This window comes from Cryptosporangium japonicum (assembly GCF_039524755.1).
Taxonomy (GTDB): domain Bacteria; phylum Actinomycetota; class Actinomycetes; order Mycobacteriales; family Cryptosporangiaceae; genus Cryptosporangium; species Cryptosporangium japonicum.
Genome location: NZ_BAAAGX010000028.1, coordinates 269376 through 288197, shown reverse-complemented (window position 1 = coordinate 288197; position 18822 = coordinate 269376). Strand labels below are relative to the sequence as shown.

Annotated in this window: 18 protein-coding genes and 1 pseudogene; 12 read left to right on the top strand and 7 right to left on the bottom strand. The window is 72.3% G+C overall.

The features are described from left to right. The first annotated feature begins 107 nt into the window (after window positions 1-107). Together ABD437_RS32885 and ABD437_RS32880 are read left to right on the top strand one after the other, a co-directional pair. Window positions 108-1715, top strand: coding sequence for an acyl-CoA synthetase (locus ABD437_RS32885; protein ID WP_344652846.1), 1608 nt, complete (start codon window positions 108-110; stop codon window positions 1713-1715). Between the two features lie 13 nt (window positions 1716-1728). Further along, a complete protein-coding gene (locus ABD437_RS32880; protein WP_344652845.1) occupies window positions 1729-2826 on the top strand; it encodes an NAD(P)H-dependent flavin oxidoreductase in 1098 nt (365 codons plus the stop codon). On the opposite strand, the gene ABD437_RS32875 is transcribed toward ABD437_RS32880, so the two are convergent. Genes ABD437_RS32875 through ABD437_RS32865 form a run of 3 tightly spaced genes read right to left on the bottom strand, consistent with a single transcriptional unit; the run spans window position 2815 to window position 5903 of the window. After that, window positions 2815-3675, bottom strand: a complete 861-nt coding sequence (locus ABD437_RS32875; protein ID WP_344652844.1) for a TIGR03619 family F420-dependent LLM class oxidoreductase — start codon at window positions 3673-3675, stop codon at window positions 2815-2817. The two genes, ABD437_RS32880 and ABD437_RS32875, sit on opposite strands and share 12 nt — an antisense overlap. Window positions 3676-3686: 11 nt before the next feature. Further along, window positions 3687-4736 (bottom strand): acyl-CoA dehydrogenase family protein, encoded by a 1050-nt coding sequence (locus tag ABD437_RS32870; protein ID WP_344652843.1) that lies wholly within the window; start codon window positions 4734-4736, stop codon window positions 3687-3689. Between the two features lie 3 nt (window positions 4737-4739). After that, on the bottom strand, window positions 4740-5903 hold the full coding sequence (locus ABD437_RS32865) for an acyl-CoA dehydrogenase family protein (RefSeq protein WP_344652842.1): 1164 nt from the start codon (window positions 5901-5903) through the stop codon (window positions 4740-4742). A 104-nt stretch (window positions 5904-6007) separates the two neighbouring features. On the opposite strand from ABD437_RS32865, the gene ABD437_RS32860 reads away from it, so the two are divergent. The 4 genes from ABD437_RS32860 (at window position 6008) to ABD437_RS32845 (ending at window position 10438) form a co-directional block, all read left to right on the top strand. Further along, complete coding sequence (locus ABD437_RS32860) at window positions 6008-6868, top strand: SDR family NAD(P)-dependent oxidoreductase (protein WP_344652841.1); 861 nt, start codon at window positions 6008-6010, stop codon at window positions 6866-6868. Between the two features lie 3 nt (window positions 6869-6871). Further along, window positions 6872-7636: a glucose 1-dehydrogenase gene (locus tag ABD437_RS32855; protein WP_344652840.1), complete on the top strand. Its 765-nt coding sequence runs from the start codon at window positions 6872-6874 to the stop codon at window positions 7634-7636. A 27-nt stretch (window positions 7637-7663) separates the two neighbouring features. Further along, window positions 7664-9595 carry a protein kinase domain-containing protein gene (locus ABD437_RS32850; RefSeq protein ID WP_344652839.1) on the top strand — a complete coding sequence of 644 codons (1932 nt, stop codon included), beginning with the start codon at window positions 7664-7666 and terminating at the stop codon, window positions 9593-9595. A 63-nt stretch (window positions 9596-9658) separates the two neighbouring features. After that, on the top strand, window positions 9659-10438 hold the full coding sequence (locus tag ABD437_RS32845; RefSeq protein ID WP_344652838.1) for a hypothetical protein: 780 nt from the start codon (window positions 9659-9661) through the stop codon (window positions 10436-10438). Here ABD437_RS32845 and ABD437_RS32840 read toward each other — a convergent pair. Then, window positions 10431-11507: an epoxide hydrolase family protein gene (locus ABD437_RS32840; RefSeq protein WP_344652837.1), complete on the bottom strand. Its 1077-nt coding sequence runs from the start codon at window positions 11505-11507 to the stop codon at window positions 10431-10433. The genes ABD437_RS32845 and ABD437_RS32840 overlap by 8 nt on opposite strands. A 72-nt stretch (window positions 11508-11579) precedes the next feature. Between ABD437_RS32840 and ABD437_RS32835 the strand changes: the two genes are divergently transcribed. Continuing rightward, window positions 11580-12038, top strand: coding sequence for a MarR family winged helix-turn-helix transcriptional regulator (locus ABD437_RS32835; RefSeq protein WP_344652836.1), 459 nt, complete (start codon window positions 11580-11582; stop codon window positions 12036-12038). On the opposite strand, the gene ABD437_RS32830 is transcribed toward ABD437_RS32835, so the two are convergent. After that, on the bottom strand, window positions 12005-12625 hold the full coding sequence (locus tag ABD437_RS32830) for an L-threonylcarbamoyladenylate synthase (protein WP_344652835.1): 621 nt from the start codon (window positions 12623-12625) through the stop codon (window positions 12005-12007). The genes ABD437_RS32835 and ABD437_RS32830 overlap by 34 nt on opposite strands. 25 nt (window positions 12626-12650) lie before the next feature. On the opposite strand from ABD437_RS32830, the gene ABD437_RS32825 reads away from it, so the two are divergent. Then, window positions 12651-13907: an MFS transporter gene (locus tag ABD437_RS32825; protein ID WP_344652834.1), complete on the top strand. Its 1257-nt coding sequence runs from the start codon at window positions 12651-12653 to the stop codon at window positions 13905-13907. Here the strand turns inward: ABD437_RS32825 and ABD437_RS32820 are convergent. After that, the gene (locus ABD437_RS32820; RefSeq protein WP_344652833.1) at window positions 13904-15313 is read right to left on the bottom strand and encodes an AAA-type ATPase lid domain-containing protein; all 1410 of its coding nucleotides are present in this window, start codon (window positions 15311-15313) and stop codon (window positions 13904-13906) included. The genes ABD437_RS32825 and ABD437_RS32820 overlap by 4 nt on opposite strands. 128 nt (window positions 15314-15441) lie before the next feature. Here ABD437_RS32820 and ABD437_RS32815 point away from each other — a divergent pair, with 128 nt between their 5' ends. The 4 genes from ABD437_RS32815 to ABD437_RS32800 are packed head-to-tail and all read left to right on the top strand — an operon-like array spanning window position 15442 to window position 18553. Then, the gene (locus ABD437_RS32815; RefSeq protein ID WP_344652832.1) at window positions 15442-16473 is read left to right on the top strand and encodes an amidohydrolase family protein; all 1032 of its coding nucleotides are present in this window, start codon (window positions 15442-15444) and stop codon (window positions 16471-16473) included. Continuing rightward, a complete protein-coding gene (locus tag ABD437_RS32810) occupies window positions 16470-17198 on the top strand; it encodes an iron-sulfur cluster assembly protein (RefSeq protein WP_344652831.1) in 729 nt (242 codons plus the stop codon). Before ABD437_RS32815 ends, ABD437_RS32810 begins: the two co-directional genes overlap by 4 nt. Beyond that, window positions 17195-18220, top strand: a complete 1026-nt coding sequence (locus ABD437_RS32805) for an NAD(P)-dependent alcohol dehydrogenase (protein ID WP_344652830.1) — start codon at window positions 17195-17197, stop codon at window positions 18218-18220. Before ABD437_RS32810 ends, ABD437_RS32805 begins: the two co-directional genes overlap by 4 nt. A gap of 9 nt (window positions 18221-18229) precedes the next feature. Further along, the gene (locus ABD437_RS32800; protein WP_344652829.1) at window positions 18230-18553 is read left to right on the top strand and encodes a putative quinol monooxygenase; all 324 of its coding nucleotides are present in this window, start codon (window positions 18230-18232) and stop codon (window positions 18551-18553) included. Here the strand turns inward: ABD437_RS32800 and ABD437_RS32795 are convergent. Further along, window positions 18546-18822: pseudogene (locus tag ABD437_RS32795) on the bottom strand (LLM class F420-dependent oxidoreductase); the annotation flags it as partial. The gene ABD437_RS32800 and the pseudogene ABD437_RS32795 sit on opposite strands and share 8 nt — an antisense overlap.

The window sequence follows — 18822 nt, the reverse complement described above, 5'->3', positions numbered from 1 at the left end:
CTCCAAGCCGGACGGTCCCGGGGGAGTCGGGCATTTGGGCGTCAGGCGATGGGCGGGAGTCGCCGTTGACCGTTGTGATCAACAGGAACCTGTTCTAATTTGATGCCATGGTCCTCACCGTGGCAGACCTCGTAGAACATGCCGTCGATCTCGTGCCCGACCGCGACGCCCTGGTCTTCGGGGAGCGCCGCGCGACCTATGCCCAATTCGAGGCGCGGGCCAACCAGTTGGCCCACCACCTGGCCCGACACGGCGTCAAGCCGGGCGACCACGTCGCTCTGCACGCGGCCAACTCGATGGAGGCCGCCGAGACGATGTTCGCCGTGTGCAAACTGCGCGCCGCGACCATCAACATCAATTTCCGGAGCACCGAGAACGAGTTACGATATGTCCTCCGTGACTCCGATGCCGTCGCGGTCGTCTCGCAGCGCGGGCTGGCCGCCGAGGTGGGCGCGGTCCGCGACGACTGCCCCGACCTGAAGCACGTGCTCGAGTTCGGCGATCCGTCGACCGGGTACGAGGAGGCGCTGGCCGCCGAGTCGCCGGAGCGGGACTTCCCGGAACGCGATCCCAACGACCTGTTCATCATCTACACCGGCGGCACCACCGGGCGTCCGAAGGGCGTGATGTGGCGCCAGGAGGACATCTGGCGGGTGCTCGGCGGCGGCGTCGACTTCATGACCGGCGAGCCGATCCAGGACGAGTGGGAGCAGGCACGCAGCGGCGTCGACTCCGGGCTGGTCCGGCTGGTCGCCGCCCCGCTGATCCACGGCGCGGCCCAGTGGACGCTGTTCGGCGGCCTCTTCACCGGCAGCACGATCGTGCTGATGCCGCGCTTCGACGCGCACGAGGTGTGGCGGGCCATCACCGCCGAGCGGGTCAACGTCATCGCGATCGTCGGTGACGCGATGGCCCGTCCGCTGCTCGAGGCCTACCGCGAGGGACCGCCGGACGGCGGGACGTACGACCCCTCCTCGCTGCTCGCGATCTCCAGCACCGCCGCGCTGATGTCCCCGTCGGTGAAGCGCGAGTACCTCGAGACGTTCCCCAACAGCTTCCTCACCGAGGCCGTCGGCTCGTCGGAGACCGGCTTCAGCGGCATCGGCGCGATCAGCAAGGACAACATCGAGCCCCGCGGCCCCCGGGTGAACTCCAGCCGGGAGACGATCGTCATCGACGAGTACAACAAGCCGATCACCCCCGGCTCCGGCCAGGTGGGCCGGCTGGCCCGGGGCGGCTACCTGCCGCAGGGCTACTACAAGGACCCGGAGAAGACCGCGGCGCTCTTCGCCGAGGTCGAGGGCAAGCGCTACACGGTGCCCGGCGACTTCGCGATCCCCGAGGCCGACGGCACGTTCCTGCTGCTCGGCCGCGGCAACACGTGCATCAACACCGGCGGGGAGAAGGTGTTCCCGGAGGAGGTCGAGGGCGCGCTCAAGGCCCACCCGGGGGTCTACGACGCGCTGGTCGTCGGCGTCCCGGACGAGCGGCTGGGCTGGCGCGTCGGCGCGATCGTGCAGTGGCGCGAGGGCCACGAGCCGGACGCCGCGGCGCTGGACGCGACCGGCCGGGAGGAGCTGTCGGGGTACAAGATGCCGCGGTCGTACTGGTGGGTGGACCAGATGCCGCGGCTCGCGACCGGCAAGGCCGACTACACGGGCGCCCGGCGTCACACCGAACAGAACCCGCCGTCGCAGGAACTGGCGCGCCACTAAGGAGACATGCAGCTTGCGTACAGATCTGTGTGACCGGCTCGGCATCGAGCACCCGATCTTCGGGTTCACGCCGTCGGAACACGTCGCGGCCGCGGTCAGCCGGGCCGGTGGCCTCGGGGTACTCGGCGCCGTCCGCTACAACGACCCGGCCGACCTGGCGGCCGCGCTGGACTGGATGGACGCCAACACCGACGGGCGGCCGTACGGGGTCGACGTCGTGATGCCGATGAAGGCCCCCACCGAGGGCTCGATCGGCGACCTGTCCGCGCTCGTGCCGCCCGCGCACCGCGACTTCGTCGAGAAGACGCTGCACGAGCTGGGCGTCCCGCCGCTGCCGGCGGAGGAGAACGACCAGGGGGTCCTCGGCTGGCTGCACTCGGTGGCGCGCGCCCACGTCGAGATCGCGCTGGAGCACCGGCCGGCGCTGATCGCCAACGCGCTCGGGTCCCCGCCCGCCGACGTGATCGGCCAGGCCCACGACCGCGGCATCCTCGTCGCGGCGCTCGCCGGCCGGGTCGACCACGCCCGCCGCCAGGTCGCCGACGGCGTCGACATCGTGGTGGCGCAGGGCTCGGAGGCCGGTGGGCACACCGGCGAGGTCGGCACGATGGTGCTGGTGCCGGAGATCGTCGACGCGGTCGGCGACCAGGTCCCGGTCCTCGCGGCCGGTGGCATCGGGTCCGGGCGGCAGGTGACCGCGGCCCTCGCGCTCGGCGCGTCCGGGGTGTGGATGGGGTCGACCTGGCTGCTCACGTCGGAGTACGCGGAGGGCCTGCCGGGCCAGACCGCGGTGAGCCGGGCGCTGCTCAACGCGTCGTCCTCCGACACGGTCCGGGCCCGGATCTACTCCGGGAAGATGGCCCGGCTGCTGAAGAGCAAGTGGACCGAGGCGTGGGCCGCGCCGGGTGCGCCCGACCCGCTGCCGATGCCGCTGCAGAACCTGCTCGTCGGCGAGGCGCACCGGCGGATCTCCGCCGCCGACGACCCCGAGGTCGTGGCGATGCCGGCCGGCCAGATCATCGGCCGGTTCGACACGCTGCGTCCGGTCGCCGACGTCATCGCCGACATCGTGGAGGAAGCCGAGGAGACCCGCGCCCGCCTAGCGAAGTAACGCCGCGGGGGTGTCGCGCACGAACCGCAGCAGCGCCTCCTGGTCGCGCCGGACGCGGCCGGGAGGCGAGACGATGAGGCGGTCCACCCCCGCCTCGGCGTAGGCGGCGACGAGCGTGGCGTCGAGCGGTGTGCGGCCGCTCGGCGTCACCGAGATCTCCAGCGTGCCGAGCTCCGCCGGCCGGTCCAGGTTGTCGGCGAGCTCGGCCAGCTGGGTGACGGTCGCGGCCGTCTCCTCCGGGGTGACGGCCCAGCCGTACCAGCCGTGCCCCCGCAGCACCGTGCGGCGCAACGCACCCGGTGACGCCCCGCCGACGTGCAGCGGCGGCCCGCCGGCACGCACCGGGCGCGGTTCGGCGGTGACCCCGCTAATCGACACCCGCGGCCCCACGACATGCACCGACGACGTCGTCCACAGGGCCTGCAGCGCGTCCAGGTAGTCGTCGGTGCGTACCCCGCGGTCGGCGAGCGAGACGCCGAGCGCCCGGAACTCCGGCTCGAGGTAGCCCACCCCGACGCCGAACAGGAAGCGGCCCCGCGACAGCCGGTCGACGCTCACCACCTGCTTGGCCAGGATCACCGGCTGGTGCACGGGCACCACCGTGACGCCGGTGCCGAGCAGCAGCGTGCTGGTGGCCCCGGCGAGGTGGCCCAGCGCGACGAACGGGTCGAGGAACGGCGTCTCCGGCCGGGTGGGCGACGCCGGGACCGGCGGGTCGGGCAGCGCGTAGTGCTCGCCGGTCCAGACGCTCTCCCAGCCGGCCTCCTCGGCCGCGACGGCGACGTCGACCGCGAGCTGCGGGTCGAGCGCGCAGAGGTCGGTGTTGATACCGAACAGCCCCAGTCGCATGGGGGAGCAGGCTACTCCGTGGCCAGCACCGTACCCAGCCCCAGGAGCGCGGTGGTGGCGCCTCCGCCCTCGAACTCGACCCGTTTGGCCGCGGTGAAGTAGCGGTGCGCCGGGTGCGAGACGTCGATGCCGGTGCCGCCGTGGATGTGCACGAGCGTGTGGGCGACCCGGTGCCCGGCCTCGGCCGTCCAGAACTCGGCCGTCGCCACCGCCGCGGTCGCGTCGTCGCCGTCGGAGACCGCGAACGCCGCGTTCCAGAGCGTCAGCTCGACCGCCTGGACGTCGACGTACGCGTTCGCCACCCGCTGGCTCACGGCCTGGAACGAGCCGACCGGCTTGCCGAACTGCACCCGGGTGCGTGCGTGCTCGGCGGTGAGCTCGAGCGCCGCCTGCAGGACGCCGAGCTGGTACGCCGAGCGGGCCACCGCCGCGCGGGCACGCAGCCAGCCGGCCACGTCGTCGCCGTCGAGCCGCCGGTCGTCGGTGAGCTCCACGTCGTCCAGGCGCAGCCGGCCGGCGTCGTCGAGGTCGGTGGTGGCCTGCCGCTCGATCGTCACGCCGGGGTCGTCCGAGGCCACCACGAACACCCCGGCCACGGTCTCGACCAGCAGGGCGTCGGCGATCGGGCCGGCCGGTACCGCGTCCACCGCGCCGGTCAGCAGCCAGCCGCCGCCCGCCCGGCCCGCGGCGGCCGGCGGCCGCACGTCGGGATGGGCCAGCGCGGCGGTGAGCACGACCTGTCCGCTGACGGCCGGCGCCAGCCACCGCAGACGCAGGTCGGCCGAGCCGAACCGGGCCAGCGCCGGTGCGGCGACCGCGATCGTCGGCAGGTAGGGCACCGGGGCCAGGCCGCGGCCCAGCTCGATCAGGACCGAGCACTGGTCGAGCAGGTCGTCGGCGCCGAGGATGCCGGTCTCGGCGAGCACGTCCCAGAGTGCGCGGTCGAACCGCGAGCCCGCGGCCTCGGCCGCCCGCAGCCGTTCCGCGGTGACCTGGTCGGTGACGATGCGCCGGGTGAGGGCCGCGAGCTCGACCTGGGTCTCAGTGAGGGAGAAGTCCATCGTCTACCGCCGTCCGACCGGCAGCCGGAGTCCCGCGGCTGCGATGATGTCGCGCTGGATCTCGTTCGTGCCGCCGCCGAACGTGAGGATGAGCGCGGAGCGGTGCGCCCGCTCGATGCGGCCCCTCAACGCGCCGGCGCGCAGCGTGGCCGACGGCCCGAGCACCTCCATCAGCAGGCGGTAGGCCTCGGTGGCCAGCTCGGTGCCGTAGACCTTGGTGGCCGACGCCGCGGCCGGCGTGAGGTCGGGCTCCCAGGCCGTGCGCAGGTTCATCAGCCGCAGCACCTCGACGTGGGCGTGCACCCGCGCCAGGTGCAGCTGCACCCACTCGGCGTCGAGCAGCCGCTTGCCGTTGCGCCCCGGCGTGGCCGCCGCCCAGGCGCGCACGTCGGCCAGCGCCCGGCGCAGCGGTGCCGCCGAGGTGAGCGCCACCCGCTCGTGGTTGAGCTGGTTGGTGATCAGCGCCCAGCCCTCGTTCTCACCGCCGATGCGTGCGTCCACCGGCACCCGGACGTCCTCGTAGTACGTCGCGCTGGTGGTGACCCCCGCCATCGTGTGCACCGGCGTCCACGAGAAGCCGGCCGAGTCGGTGGGCACGACCAGCACCGACAGCCCGCGGTGACGCACGGCCTCCGGGTCGGTGCGGCAGGCCAGCCAGACGTAGTCGGCGTACCCGACCAGGCTCGTCCACATCTTCTGGCCTTTGATCACGTACTCGTCGCCGTCCCGGACGGCCTTCGTGCGCAGCGACGCCAGGTCGGTGCCCGCGCCCGGTTCGGAGTAGCCGATCGCGAAGTGCAGCTCGCCGCCCGCGATGCGGGGCAGGTAGTCGCGCTTCTGCTCCTCGGTGCCGTGGCGCATGATCGTCGGCCCGACCGTGTTGAGCGTCAGGAACGGGATCGGCACCCCGGCGATCGCGGCCTCGTCGAGGAAGATCAGCTGATCGAGCTGGGAGCGGCCCTGCCCGCCGTACTCGGTGGGCCAGCCGAGCACCAGCCAGCCGTCCTTGCCGAGCTGCCGGACGACCTCGCGGTAGGCGTTGCCCTCGCCGTAGTCGTCCTCGCCGGTCTCGAGCGCCTCGCGCCGCTCGGGCGTCATCAGCGCGTCGAAGTACGCGCGCAACTCGGCGGCCAAGGCCTGTTGCTCCCGCGTGTAGCGCAGCCGCATCCGCCCCTCCTCGGTCGAACGGTTTCCGCTAGCGTAGAACGTGTTCTAGATTGTTGGCGAGTGATCACGGTGACCGACTACCTGAGCATCGGAGAACGGGTTCTATGTCGCTGGAAGGACGGGTCGCGATCGTGACCGGGGCCGGCTCCGGTCTGGGGCGGGCGGAGGCGCTCGCGCTCGAGGAGGCCGGCGCGTCGGTCGTCCTGAACGACGTGGCCGATCTGCCGCCCGGCGCCGTCGGCGTGCGCGGCGACGTCAGCGACTCGGACGTGGCCCGCGCGCTCGTCGACACCGCGATCAGCCGCTACGGGCGGCTCGACGTCGTCGTCAACAACGCCGGCGTCGTGCGTGACCGGATGCTGTTCTCGATGTCCGACGAGGAGTGGGACCTGGTTGTCCGGGTGCACCTGCGCGGCCACTTCCTGCTCTGCCGCAACGCCGGGGCGTACTGGCGCGACCTCTCCAAGTCCACCGGTGAACCGGTCTACGGGCGGCTGATCAACACCACCTCGGAGGCCTGGTTCCTCGGCGCGGTGGCGCAGCCGAACTACGCCGCGGCCAAGGGCGGCATCACCGCGTTGACGGTGGCCGCCGCGCGCGGGCTCTCCCGCTACGGGGTGCGGGCGAACGCGATCTGCCCGCGGGCACGCACGGCGATGACCGAACCGGTCTACGGGCCGGCGCCCGCCGAGGGCCCCGATCCGCTGGGCGTCGAACACGTCACGCCGCTCGTCACCTATCTGGCGTCGCCGGCCGCTGACCGCGTCAACGGGCAGGTGTTCTTCGTGCACGGCGGCATGGTGGCGGTGCTGGCGCCGCCCACCGTCGGGGCCCGGTTCGACGCGGCCGACGCGGCCTGGGCCGACGGCGAGCTGGACCAGGCCCTCGGCGACCACTTCGCCGACTCCACGCCCGACCAGGTGTTCACCGGCCGGGAGATCTCGTTGCTCGAGCGGAAGGTCTGACGCATGCGGCTGAACGGCAAGATCGCGTTGATCACCGGCGCGGCCCGCGGGCAGGGTGCCGCCGCGGCCCGGCGGTTCGTGGCCGAGGGCGCCCAGGTGCTGCTCACCGACGTCCTCGAGGAGGACGGCGCGAAGCTGGCCGCCGAACTCGGCGACGCGGCCACGTTCCTGGCCCTGGACGTCAGCGACGAGAACGCCTGGGCCACCGCGGCCGGGGTGCTGCGTGAACGGTTCGGGCGCCTGGACGTGCTGGTCAACAACGCCGGGCTGTTGCACTTCTCCGCGCTGGCCGACACCACGCTGGCCGACTACGAGCGGGTCATCCGCGTCAACCAGTTCGGCACGTTCCTCGGCATGCGCACCGCGGTGCCGCTGATGCGTGAGCGCGGCGGGTCGATCGTCAACGTCTCCTCGATCGAGGGCCTGGGCGGGATGGCGCTGCTGGTCGCGTACGCGTCGAGCAAGTTCGCGATCCGCGGCATGACGAAGGTCGCCGCGATGGAGCTGGGCCAGTACGACATCCGGGTGAACTCGGTGCACCCCGGCGCGGTCGACACCGCGATGGTGTCCAACGCGCTCGGCGGCATGCCCGTCGACGTCGAGCCGATCGGCAAGCGGGTGCCGCTCAGGCGGGTCGCGTCGGCCGACGACATCGCGAACATGGTGCTGTTCCTGGCCTCCGACGAGAGCAACTACTGCACCGGCGGTGAGTTCGTCGTGGACGGTGGCGTGACCGCCTCGCATCTGCTCGCGAACATCCTTCGGTAGTGGACCGGCGCGGGTAGCGTCGATGCGGTGATCGTCGATCGGGAGCAGGTCGCGGCGGGCCTGCCGGAGCTCGTGGTCGGCCCACCGATCGGGTCGGGTCCGCGCGGGCCGGTCTTCGTCGCGACCGACCGGGTCACCGGGGCGGCGCGGGCGGTGAAGGCGCTGCCGGTTCCCGCGTCCGGCACGTCGCTGGGCGCGCCCGACCATCCGCACGTGGTGCCGGTGGTGGAGCACACCACGTCCGGCGGGCTCTGGCTGGTCGTCAGTGAGCTGATGGCCGGTGGTTCGCTGGACGAGCAGCGACACCCGACGCCGGAGGCGGTGTGCGCGTGGGCGCTGGCGGCCGCCTCGGCGCTGGCGGCGGCGCACGGCGCGGGCCTGGTGCACGGCGGGATCACCGCCACGAACCTCCTTCTCGACGCCGAGGGCGCGCTGAAGGTGAGCGACTTCGGGTACGCCGTGCTCGGGTCGGACGTCGACCCCGAACCGGCCGACGACGTGTCCGCGCTGGCCACCGTGCTCGACCGTCTGCTGGCGGCCGTGGACGAGCCACTGCCCGAGGTGGCGGCGGTGCTGGGGGACATGCGCGACGACGAACCGCGGGCCCGGCCGTCGGCGGAAGCCTGCGTGTCCCGGCTCGCCGCCGCGGCCGCCAGCGACCTGGGCCCCGACTGGCCGTGGCGCTCCGGCGTTCCGCTGCGCATCGTCCCGGCCCGCGGCCGGGGCTTCGGCGCCGGTCCACCCCGGCCGAGCGGCGCGGGCTCGCGGCGGCCGGATGACGCTGCTGGGTCGTGGCGGCCGGATGACGCTGCTGGGTCGTGGCGGCCGGATGACGCTGCCGGGTCGTGGCGGCCGGGTGTCGGGGCCGGGTTCCCTCGGTCGGGCGCTGCGGGGTCGCCGGGCGGCTCGGCGCCTCGGCTCGGGCGCCGTCGGGTCGCGGTCGCGGCGGGGTGTGCGCTGGTGCTGGCCGCGATCGGGGCCGGGGTCCGGCTCGTCGACGTCGGAGCGCCACCGTCACCGTCCGCCCCCGCGGTGGAGCGCGCGCTGGCCCCGAAACCCACCGACGCGTCGGCGATCTACCACGGCGCCCCGGGCACCGCGACCCGCCTGGCGTACGGGTCGGTCAGCGACCGGGTCGCGTTCCTCGACGCGACGGGCTCGCTGTACGTCTGGACGCCCGGCCAGGTCTGGGCACCGGGCCGGCCGGACGCGGTCGGCCCGATCGGGGCCGCCTCCGCATTCGACGACGTGCGCTTCGACGAGGGCGGCAGCGGCGTCATCACGGCCGGGTCCGACGGCACGGTGCGGGTGTGGTCCCCCGACACCGGCCGGCTGTCCTACGGCCCGCTGCCCGGCCTGGACCGGGGCGTGGTGGCGCTCGCCGAGACGGGCCAGGGCGCGGTCGTCGCGGTCGCCGACGCCACCGGGATCCGCATCGACCGCGACGAGACGTTCGTCGGGAAGGCGGCGATACCGGGGGTGCGTGTCGCCGAGCGGGGCCTGCGCTTCAGCCCCGACGGCCGGACGCTCGCGGCCGCCGGTCCGGCCGGGGTCCAGCTGTGGGAGGTGGCCACCGGCGCGCTACGCACGCCGGTGACGGGGGCGACCGGGCACACCGCGCCGGTGTTCAGCCCGGACGGGCGCCGGCTCGCCGCGGCGTCCGGGCCGGAGACCGTGCGGGTCTGGGACCTCGGCACCGGCCGCCCGGTCGGGCCCGACCTGCCGGTGGGCGAGCTCAGCACCGACAGCGCGATCACGTTCGACGAGTACGGCGAGCAGCTCGTCACCGCCGTGGACCGCACCGTCACCCGCTGGAACCCCGTCACCGGCGCCACGGGGGGCGACACCCGCGCCCTCTCCACCGGGGCGACGCCGGGCAGCGCCGCGTTCAACCGGGACGCCACCCGGCTGGCGGTCGCGTTCGACGACGGCACGGTCCGCGTCTTCGCCCTGCGCTGACCCCGGCCGCCGCCCGCGAACCCGCGCGGTGCGCCCCTCCGCCCGCGCCCTACCCTGTCCGACGTGGACCAGTGGCAGCAGGAACTCACGACGGCCTTCGAGATACTGCTGGGCCGCCCGCTCGGCACGTTCTCGACGTCGTCGCGGTACGTCGTCTACGCCTGGGCGGACGAGATGTCGGCCGATGCGTTCGACGACCTCTTCCACGGTGACCTCGACCTGGCGACGATCGCCGACGGTGAGCTGATCGACGAGCCGGGTGAGCCCCACGAAGCGATGCTCTCCTGGGACCGGTTCGCCGTCGACCACGGCCGGTCGGTCTGGTCGATCGAGGACGGGGTGGTCGACGACCTGGGGGTGGTGGCGGCCGATCTGCGTGCCGCGGGCCGCCGGGACGACTCCACCTGGACGATCGCCGGCGCCGACCTCGCGCGGGTGCTGCTCGCCCACCGCGACACGCTGGACGAGGCCGAGACCGACGACGCCGCCGGTGACGTGCACTGGCTGCAGCGCGTCCACACCGACGGCACGCTCGCCGGCGCGATGCGCGCGGCCACCTGGACTCTGGACGGGCCGTCCGGTCTGCTCCCACCGGCCGACGCGGTCGGGGTCGAGCCGGAGTGGGCCGAGGCGCTCACCGGGGTCGGCGACCCGCGGTTGCGTGATCACCTCCGCATGCTCTGCCTCACCGCGCACTCGGCCCGGAGCGAGGGCGCCTACTACCTCGGGCGCGGCTACTCCTTCTGTTTCGAGGTGATCGCCGGCCGGCCGGGGCATGAGGTGGTGGCCGGCTGGGAGTTCGGCGAGGGCCAGGGCGCCCTGGCGGTGTTCGAGGTCAAGTAAGCCCCACCGGTGCCGACGACCGAACGGGCGAGAAGAACGCGCGGAGGTCGGCGGCCAGGAGTTCCGGCACCTCCAGGCCGGCGAAGTGGCCGCCGCGGTCGAACTCGGACCAGTGCCGGACGTCGTAGACCCGCTCGGCGAGGGAGCGCACCGGCCGGGTGATGTCGTGCGCGAACACGGCCACGCCGAGCGGCACCGGGCAGGGGAGCGGCCCGGCGACGGTCTCACGGTGCAGGCGCGCCGAGGTGTTCGCCGTGCGGGTGAGCCAGTACAGCATGACGTCGGTGAGCAGGCGGTCCGCGCCCACCGGCGTCGCCGGGTCGCCCCACTCGGCGAACCGCTCGGCGATCCACGCGAGTTGCCCGACGGGGGAGTCGGTGAGCGCGTAGGCCACGGTCTGGGGGGTCTGCGCGTTGAGCACCCGCACCCCCGGCTGGTGCGCGAGGTACTGCCGGGTCTGCGCCAGCCGCTCCTCGTCGTCGGGTGAGTACGCTCCGTCGGCCGGCGGTGTCGGCAGGTAACTCAGGTGGACGCCGACGACCCGCTCGGGCGCCAGCGCGCCGAGCACCCGCGAGATCGCCGATCCCCAGTCGCCGCCGTGCGCGCCGAACCGGTCGTAGCCGAGCCGGTCCATCAGCTCGAGCCACGCGGCGGCGACGCGGGGAACGTCCCAGCCCCGCGTCGACCGGGAGAACCCGAAGCCGGGGATCGACGGGATCACCAGGTGGAAGTCGGAGAGCAGCGGGACGACGTCGAGGAACTCGACGATCGAACCGGGCCAGCCGTGGGTGAGCAGCAGCGGCAGGGCGTCGGGGCGCGCGGAGCGGACGTGCAGGAAGTGGACGGTCGTGCCGTCGAACTCGGTCGTGAACTGCGGGTACGTGTTGAGTTCGGCCTCGGCCGCACGCCAGTCGTAGGTGGAGCGCCAGTAGGCCGCCAACTCGTGCAGCGCGGCGAGCGGATAGCCGTGGCCGTCCGGTAACGCCGAGGGCCAGCGGGTGGCGTCGAGCCGGGCGGCCAGGTCGTCGAGGTCGGAGTCGGGGACGCCGACGCGAAAGGGGAAGATCATCGTTAGTGCTCCTAACGTTTGTGAGCCTAACGATAATTGGGCCGAGACCGTTAGGTCAACTAACGTTCAGGCATGGAACCCGCGTTCTCCCGGCTGCCGACGCTCCCGAGCTGGCTGCTCTCCCAGGTCGCGCAGCAGGCCGGACGGCTGGTGTCCGACGGGTTCGCGGCCGTGGGCGCCCGCGGCTACCACTACCGGCTGCTCGGAGCGCTCGCCGAGGCCGGCCCGTCGAGCCAGGCCGAGCTCGGCCGCCGCAGCGGGATCCACCTGAGCGACGTCGTGGCGGCACTGAACGAGCTCGAAGCCGACGGCCACGTGCGGCGCCGCCCCGACCCGTCCGACAAGCGCCGCAACGTCGTCACGCTCACCGCGGCGGGCACGAAGCGCCTGGCCGCGCTGGAGGACCGGGTCGCCGAGGTGCAGGACGAGATCCTGGCCCCGCTGGACGCGGCGGAACGCGAGCAGTTCGTCGCGCTACTCCGCCGGCTGCGCGCCCATCACTCGAAGCGGGACGTGTCCCCGGCGCCGTGACGCAGGATCTCCGGCTCGTCGCCGGAGAGGTCCACGACCGTGGTGAGCTCCGTGCCGCACTCGCCGGCGTCCACGACCGCGTCGATCTGGTGGTCGAGCCGGTCCTGGATCTCCCAGGCCTGGGTCAGCGGCTCCTCGTCGCCGGGCAGCGTCAGCGTCGTCGAGAGCAGCGGCTCGCCGAGCTCGGCGAGGATCGCCTGGGTGACCGTGTGCTCCGGGATACGCACGCCGACCGTCTTCTTCTTCGCGTGCAGCAGCCGCTTCGGCACTTCCCGGGTGGCCGGGAGGATGAACGTGTAGGGCCCCGGCGTCGACGCCTTCACCGACCGGAACACCGCGTTGCTGATCTGCACGAACTGACCGAGCTGGGCGAAGTCGCGGCAGACCAGCGTGAAGTGGTGCCGGTCGTCGAGCTTGCGGATCGCCTTGATGCGGTCCAGGCCCTCCCGGTTGCCGACCTGGCAGCCGAGCGCGTAGCAGGAGTCCGTCGGGTACGCGATCAGCCCGCCACCGCGGATCAGCGTCACGATCTGACTGATCGCGCGCGGCTGCGGATTGATCGGGTGGACGTCGATGAACCGGGCCATTCCCGGGAGCCTAGCCTGGAGCCTCGTGACACAAGCTCCGGCCCGGTTCGCCGCGCTGAGGAATCGCGACTGCCGGCCGTACCTCATCGGTGCGGCGCTCGCGATGATGGCCGACAACATCGAACACGTCCTCACCTACTGGGTGCTCTGGGAGAAGTTCCACTCCCCGGCGCTCGCGGGCTTCGAGGTGATCAGCCACTGGCTGCCGTTCCTGCTGTTCTCGGTGTACTTCGGCGGCCTGGCCGACCGGTTCGACTGCCGCCGGGTGATCCAGGCCGCGCAGGCGCTGTTCATGCTCGTCTCGGTGGGGTGGGGCGTGCTGTTCCTCACCGACACGCTGCAGGTGTGGAACGCCTGCCTGCTGCTGGTGCTGCACGGCCTGGCCGGTGCGCTCTGGGGACCGGGCGAACAGCTCATGCTGCACGACTTCGTCGGCGACGACGAGTTGCCGAGCGCGGTACGCCTCAACGCGACGTTCCGCAGCCTGGGCATCCTGTTCGGCCCGGTCGTCGGGTCGGCGCTGCTGCTGAGCATCGGCCCCACCGCGGGCATCTTCATCAACGTGCTGTTCTACCTGCCGCTGACGCTGTTCCTGTTCCGGACGAAGTTCACCGGCCACACCCGGGACGGCTTCACCGTCAAACGGGTCGGTGTCCTGGACTCCCTCCGCGTCGTCAAGGACATCGCGGCCAACCGGACGCTGATCAGCATGATCGTGCTCGGCGGCATCGGGTCGCTGTTCATCGGTGCCTCGCTGCAGTCGACGATGCCGATCTTCGCCAACGACCTCGGCGCGGGCAGCGAGGGCACCGCGTACGGCGTGCTGCTGTTCGCCAACGGGGTGGGCGGTGTGGTCGGCGGCATCGTGCTGGAGGCCACCGGCTGGGTGCGCCCGAACGTGAAGGCCGCCGTGGTCAGCACGCTCGTCTACGGCGTCACGACGTTGATCTTCGCCGTCACGACGAACTATCCGCTGGCGCTCGGGATGCTCGTGCTCGGCGGCGTCGCGAACCTCGCCGCGATGTCGATCGGGCAGACCGTCGTGCAGCTGCTGGCCCCGGCCCCCGACCGCGGCCGGGTGCTCGGCGTCTACGGCACCGCGTCGATGGGGCTGCGGTTCGGCAGCGGCGTGACGGTCGGGCTCTTCGGCGCGGTGGTCGGCATCCACTGGGCACTCGGTCTCAGCGCCGCCGCCCTCTGCGTGTGCACGATCGCGGCCGGCCTTTACGCTCGAGCACTACGCCCCCCACCCGCCCGCCCGGAATCGGAATTCTCGTCCTAACGGGGTGGCACCGTGATGCGGTAGTGCGCGATCTTGCGGTACAGCGTCGCGCGGCCGATGCCGAGTTCCTCGGCGGCGTGGGTCATCGTCTGGTCGGGCTGGGTCAGGCAGCGGACGATCTCGTCGCGCTCCAGCTTCTCCAACCGGGTCAGCGGCCGGGCGCTCGGGTCGAGCACCTCCGGCGCCAGGTGGTGCAGGTCGACGACGTTGGCCCGGGTGACGGCGTCGCGGACCACCCGTCTCAGCTGCGCGACGTTGCCCGGCCAGGAGTACGCGGTGAGCGCGGCGGCGGCCCGCGGGGTGAACTCGATCGGCCGGTGCCGGGCCGCGAACGCGAAGTACCGGGCCAGCGGCGGAACGTCGTCGGCGCGACGGCGCAGCGGTGGCACCTCGACCAGCGCGTCGACGAGCGGCGCCAGCTCGTCGGGCAGCGCGGTGAACTCCGGCGCGGTGAGCACGAACCGCGCCGGCGCGGCGGCCAGCAGCCGGGTCAGGTCGCCCGCCGCCCACGCGGGGAGCCGGTGCACCCCGGACACGACCAGGAAGGTGTCGGGTTTGTGCAGCTCCGGTGTCCAGAGCTCGAGCCACGCCGGCACGTCGCCGGCCTCGGGGGCCCGCGCGTGCAGAACGCGTGAACGCGGCGCCAGCCGCCGGTGCGCCAGCGCGGCCACCACGGACTTGCCCGCGCCGGGTTCGCCGATCACCGTGACGACGCGGCCGGCCGCCACCGCCGCGACCGCGTCGCCGACGGCCAGCCGCCAGCCGGAGGAGACGCACGGGTCGTCCGGCCCGGTGGCCACGTGGAAGATCTCGCCGCGCGGCGCCGGGCGCACCGCCCGCCCGGTCGCGCGCACCAGCATCAGCGCGCTGGTGGCGCCGGCCGCGGCCTGGGCGAGCGCCAGCAGCAGCTCCGACGACGACTCCGACCACGTCGTCAGGTTGATGCTGCCGGCCAGGTCGCCGGAGACCGGATCGACGACCGGCACCGCGGCGCACGTGTACTTGCGCAGCTCGGTGGTGTAGTGCTCGTCGGCACGCACGAGGGTGGGAGCGCGGTCGGCGAGCGAGAGGCCGAGCCCGTTGGTGCCCGCGTCACGCTCGGCGTAGGAGAAGCCCGGGGCCAGGTAGACGCGGTCGAGCGAGCGGCGGATCGCCGGGTCGTTGCACAGGCGCGCGAGCACGAGCCCGTTGCGGTCGGCGACCATCAGCCCGATCGGTTCGTTGGCGATCGTCGTCTGCAGCCCGTTCAGCACCTCACCGGCGCAGTCGTAGAGCAGGGAGTCGGTGTCGATCGACTCCGCGAACACCGGGCTGACCACGTCGGGAGAGACGCCGTACCGCTCGCTGCGGCGCCACGAGGCACGTAATCGTCCCGGCGCGGAACGGCCGGTCAGGGCATCGTCCACGAGTCACCCCCGCAGAGAGGCTGGGCGTCCAGCGTACGTCTCAGAGTGAGACAGCGCTCGTCTTGAAGGGGTAGGAGGCTCTGCCTAGCGTCCCCCTAAAGGCATCCACCACCCCTCGGAGGCCCAGTATGTACAGCAAAGATGCTGAGAACTACTACGTCGTCGACGCGCACATCGCGCTCTGGGACGCCCGCCCGGAGAACCTGCGCAACGTCCACGGCAAGCAGTTCATCGACTGCTTCTACGACTACCACCGCAACCTGAGCCCCGAGTCCGAGCTCTGGTCGTACGAGGAGTACCTGTACCAGGGCGGCGAGCGGCTTCTGCACGACATCTTCGAGATCGGGTACGCCGACCACGCGATCTTCCAGCCCGCGCTGCTCGGCGAGTTCTACAACAACGGGTTCGGCCAGACCGAGGAAGCCTGGGCGCTGACCCAGCAGCACCCCGACAAGCTGACCTACAACCACTGCTTCGACCCGCGGTTCGGCGAGCAGGGCCTCAAGCAGCTCCGGGAGGACGCCGCGCGCTTCGGGCTCAAGGGCGTCAAGCTCTACACGGCCGAGTGGCAGGGCGAGTCACGCGGCTACAAGCTGACCGACCCGTGGGCGTACCGGTACCTGGAGGCCGCCCAGGAGCTGGGCATCAAGAACATCCACGTCCACAAGGGGCCGACGATCCGGCCGCTCGACCGGGACGCGTTCGACGTGGCCGACATCGACCACGTGGCCACCGACTTCACCGACCTGAACTTCGTCGTGGAGCACTGCGGGCTGCCGCGCCTGGAGGACTTCTGCTGGATCGCCACCCAGGAGCCCAACGTGTACGCCGGGCTCGCGGTGGCGATGCCGTTCATCCACACCCGGCCGCGGTACTTCGCGCAGATCATCGGCGAGTTGCTGTACTGGGTCGGTGAGGACCGGATCCTGTTCTCCAGCGACTACGCACTCTGGACGCCGAAGTGGCTGGTCGAGCGATTCGTGGACTTCCAGATCCCGGCGGACATGAGCGAGTACGCGCCGCTGAGCCTCGAGGCGAAGAAGAAGATCCTCGGCCTCAACGCCGCGCGCCTCTACGACCTGAAGGTCCCGGCGGAGCTCCAGCTCCCGGCCGCCGACGAGCCCGCCACCGGCCCGCGTGAGCCGGCCGCCGCCTCATGACGGCCGCCACGGAGGCGGTTGCCGTCACCGGCGCGGCGGTGCGGACGGCGCTGGACGTCGTGATCGACCCGGAGTTGGACGAGCCGATCACCGATCTGGGATTCGTCCGGTCCGTCGAGGTCGACGGCTCCGCCGTGGAAGTACACCTGCGGCTTCCGACGTCGTTCTGCGCGCCGAATTTCGCGTGGCTCATGGCGTCGGACGCCTACGAGGCGGTGGCGGCCCTGCCCGGCGTCGAGCGGGTGGTCGTCGAGCTCGACGACCACCACGACTCGGAGCTGATCAACGCCGGCCTGGCCGCGTCGGCCGGTTACAAAGGCACGTTCCGGCACGAGGCCGAGGACTCGCTCGACGAACTACGCGTGACCTTCCAGCACAAGGCCCACACCGCGGCGATGGAACGCGCGATCACGGCCTTGCTGCGCGTGGACGGCACGACCGACATCTACGCGCTCCGGCTGGGTGATCTGCCGGACGAACCCACGACCGCGGCGCTGCGGGCGCGGCGCGCCACGATCGGCCTTCCGGTCGACGACGACGCTCCCGTGCTCGTCGAGTCGGACGGGACCCGACCCGCGCCGGAGAAGGCCGAGTTCATGTTGCGCCGCGCGCGCTCGGTCCGGATCTCCGTCGACGGGAACGCGCATTTCTGCCGGGGATTGCTCGCTACTCGTTATCCCGGTGCCGAGCACGATCAGTCGATTCGAGAGGACGCATCACGATGAAGGCCGTCCGTGTCGTCGGTTACCACGAGCCGCTGCGCCTCGACGACGTGCCGGAGCCGGAGATCACCGGCCCGCACGACGTCGTCGTCCGCATCGGCGGGGCGGGTGTCTGCCGCACCGACCTGCACATCCTCGAAGGCCAGTGGGCGGAGAAATCCCAGGTCGCGCTGCCGTACACGATCGGGCACGAGAACGCGGGCTGGGTTTCCGCCGTGGGCAGTGCCGTCACCAACGTCGCCGAGGGCGACAAGGTGATCCTGCATCCGCTGGTGACCTGCGGGCTCTGCCGGGCCTGCCGCGACGGCGACGACGTGCACTGCGAGAACAACGCGTTCCCCGGCATCGACACCGACGGCGGGTACGCGGAGTACCTGAAGACGTCCGCGCGCAGCGTCGTCAAGATCGACGACCGGCTCGAGCCGTCCGACGTCGCCGCGCTGGCCGACGCCGGGCTCACCGCCTACCACGCGGTGGCGAAGTCGAGCCGCCGGCTGCGTGCGGGCGACAAGGTCGTGCTGATCGGGGCCGGCGGCCTCGGCCACATCGGCATCCAGGTGATGGCGGCGCTGTCCCCGGCCGAGATCATCGTCGTCGACCGCAACCCGGACGCGTTGAAGCTGGCGCTGGAGCTGGGCGCGCAGCACGGTGTGGTGGCCGGCGGGAACCACGTCGACGAGGTGCTGGAGCTGACCGGCGGGCACGGCGCCGAGCAGGTCATCGACTTCGTCGGCGAGGGCGGCTCGACCGCCGAAGGGCTGCGGATGACCCGCCGGGCCGGTGACTACCACGTCGTGGGGTACGGCGAGAACATCGACGTGCCGACGATCGACCTCATCTCCACCGAGGTCAACATCGTCGGGAACCTGGTCGGCTCGTACAACGACCTGGTGGCGCTGATGGCGCTCGCGGCCGCCGGCAAGGTCACGCTGCATACTGCGAAGTACCAGCTGGACGACTTCCAGACCGCGATCGACGACCTCGACAACGGGCGTGTCCGCGGGCGAGCCATCCTGATTCCCTAGGAGCAATCCTTGATCTTCATCACGGCGAAGTTCCTCGTGAAGCCCGAGTACGCCGACGACTGGCCCAAGCTCAGCGCCGCGTTCACCGAGGCGACCAGGGCCGAGCCCGGCAACCTCTGGTTCGACTGGTCGCGCAGCGTGGAGAACCCTGACGAGTACGTCATCAACGAGGCGTTCCGCGATCAGGACGCCGGCGTGGCGCACGTGACCGCGGAGCACTTCAAGACCGCGCAGCGCGAGCTGCCGCAGTACCTGCAGGCGACGCCGAAGATCGTGAACACGACGGTGCCCGGCACCGACTGGTCCGAACTCGGCGAGTTCGAGGTCAAGTGAGCGAGCCCAGCAGCTCGTAGGTGCGCTGCTGGTCGGCGGGGCCACCGAAGTGCGTCTGGGTGACGACCACGTCGGTGGCCCCGGCGTCGTAGTAGCGCCGGATCGCGGCCTCGACCGTCTTCTCGTCGCCGAGGACGGCCAGTTCGGCCGCTGTGCTGAGCCCTTCGCGGGCGACGACCCGCTGGTAGGACGGGATCGAGTCGTAGAACGCGAGCTGCCCGGCGGCGGCCTCGTGGGCGGCGTCGGGGTCGCTCGCGAACCCGCCCGGG

Excerpts from the sequence above, each read along its gene's own strand:
- ABD437_RS32885 (WP_344652846.1), top strand. The coding sequence starts at position 108 with ATGGTCCTCACCGTGGCAGACCTCGTAGAACATGCCGTCGATCTCGTG.
- ABD437_RS32875 (WP_344652844.1), bottom strand. The coding sequence starts at position 3,675 with ATGCGACTGGGGCTGTTCGGTATCAACACCGACCTCTGCGCGCTCGAC.
- ABD437_RS32870 (WP_344652843.1), bottom strand. The coding sequence starts at position 4,736 with ATGGACTTCTCCCTCACTGAGACCCAGGTCGAGCTCGCGGCCCTCACC.
- ABD437_RS32865 (WP_344652842.1), bottom strand. The coding sequence starts at position 5,903 with ATGCGGCTGCGCTACACGCGGGAGCAACAGGCCTTGGCCGCCGAGTTG.
- ABD437_RS32860 (WP_344652841.1), top strand. The coding sequence starts at position 6,008 with ATGTCGCTGGAAGGACGGGTCGCGATCGTGACCGGGGCCGGCTCCGGT.
- ABD437_RS32855 (WP_344652840.1), top strand. The coding sequence starts at position 6,872 with ATGCGGCTGAACGGCAAGATCGCGTTGATCACCGGCGCGGCCCGCGGG.
- ABD437_RS32840 (WP_344652837.1), bottom strand. The coding sequence starts at position 11,507 with ATGATCTTCCCCTTTCGCGTCGGCGTCCCCGACTCCGACCTCGACGAC.
- ABD437_RS32835 (WP_344652836.1), top strand. The coding sequence starts at position 11,580 with ATGGAACCCGCGTTCTCCCGGCTGCCGACGCTCCCGAGCTGGCTGCTC.
- ABD437_RS32830 (WP_344652835.1), bottom strand. The coding sequence starts at position 12,625 with ATGGCCCGGTTCATCGACGTCCACCCGATCAATCCGCAGCCGCGCGCG.
- ABD437_RS32815 (WP_344652832.1), top strand. The coding sequence starts at position 15,442 with ATGTACAGCAAAGATGCTGAGAACTACTACGTCGTCGACGCGCACATC.
- ABD437_RS32810 (WP_344652831.1), top strand. The coding sequence starts at position 16,470 with ATGACGGCCGCCACGGAGGCGGTTGCCGTCACCGGCGCGGCGGTGCGG.
- ABD437_RS32805 (WP_344652830.1), top strand. The coding sequence starts at position 17,195 with ATGAAGGCCGTCCGTGTCGTCGGTTACCACGAGCCGCTGCGCCTCGAC.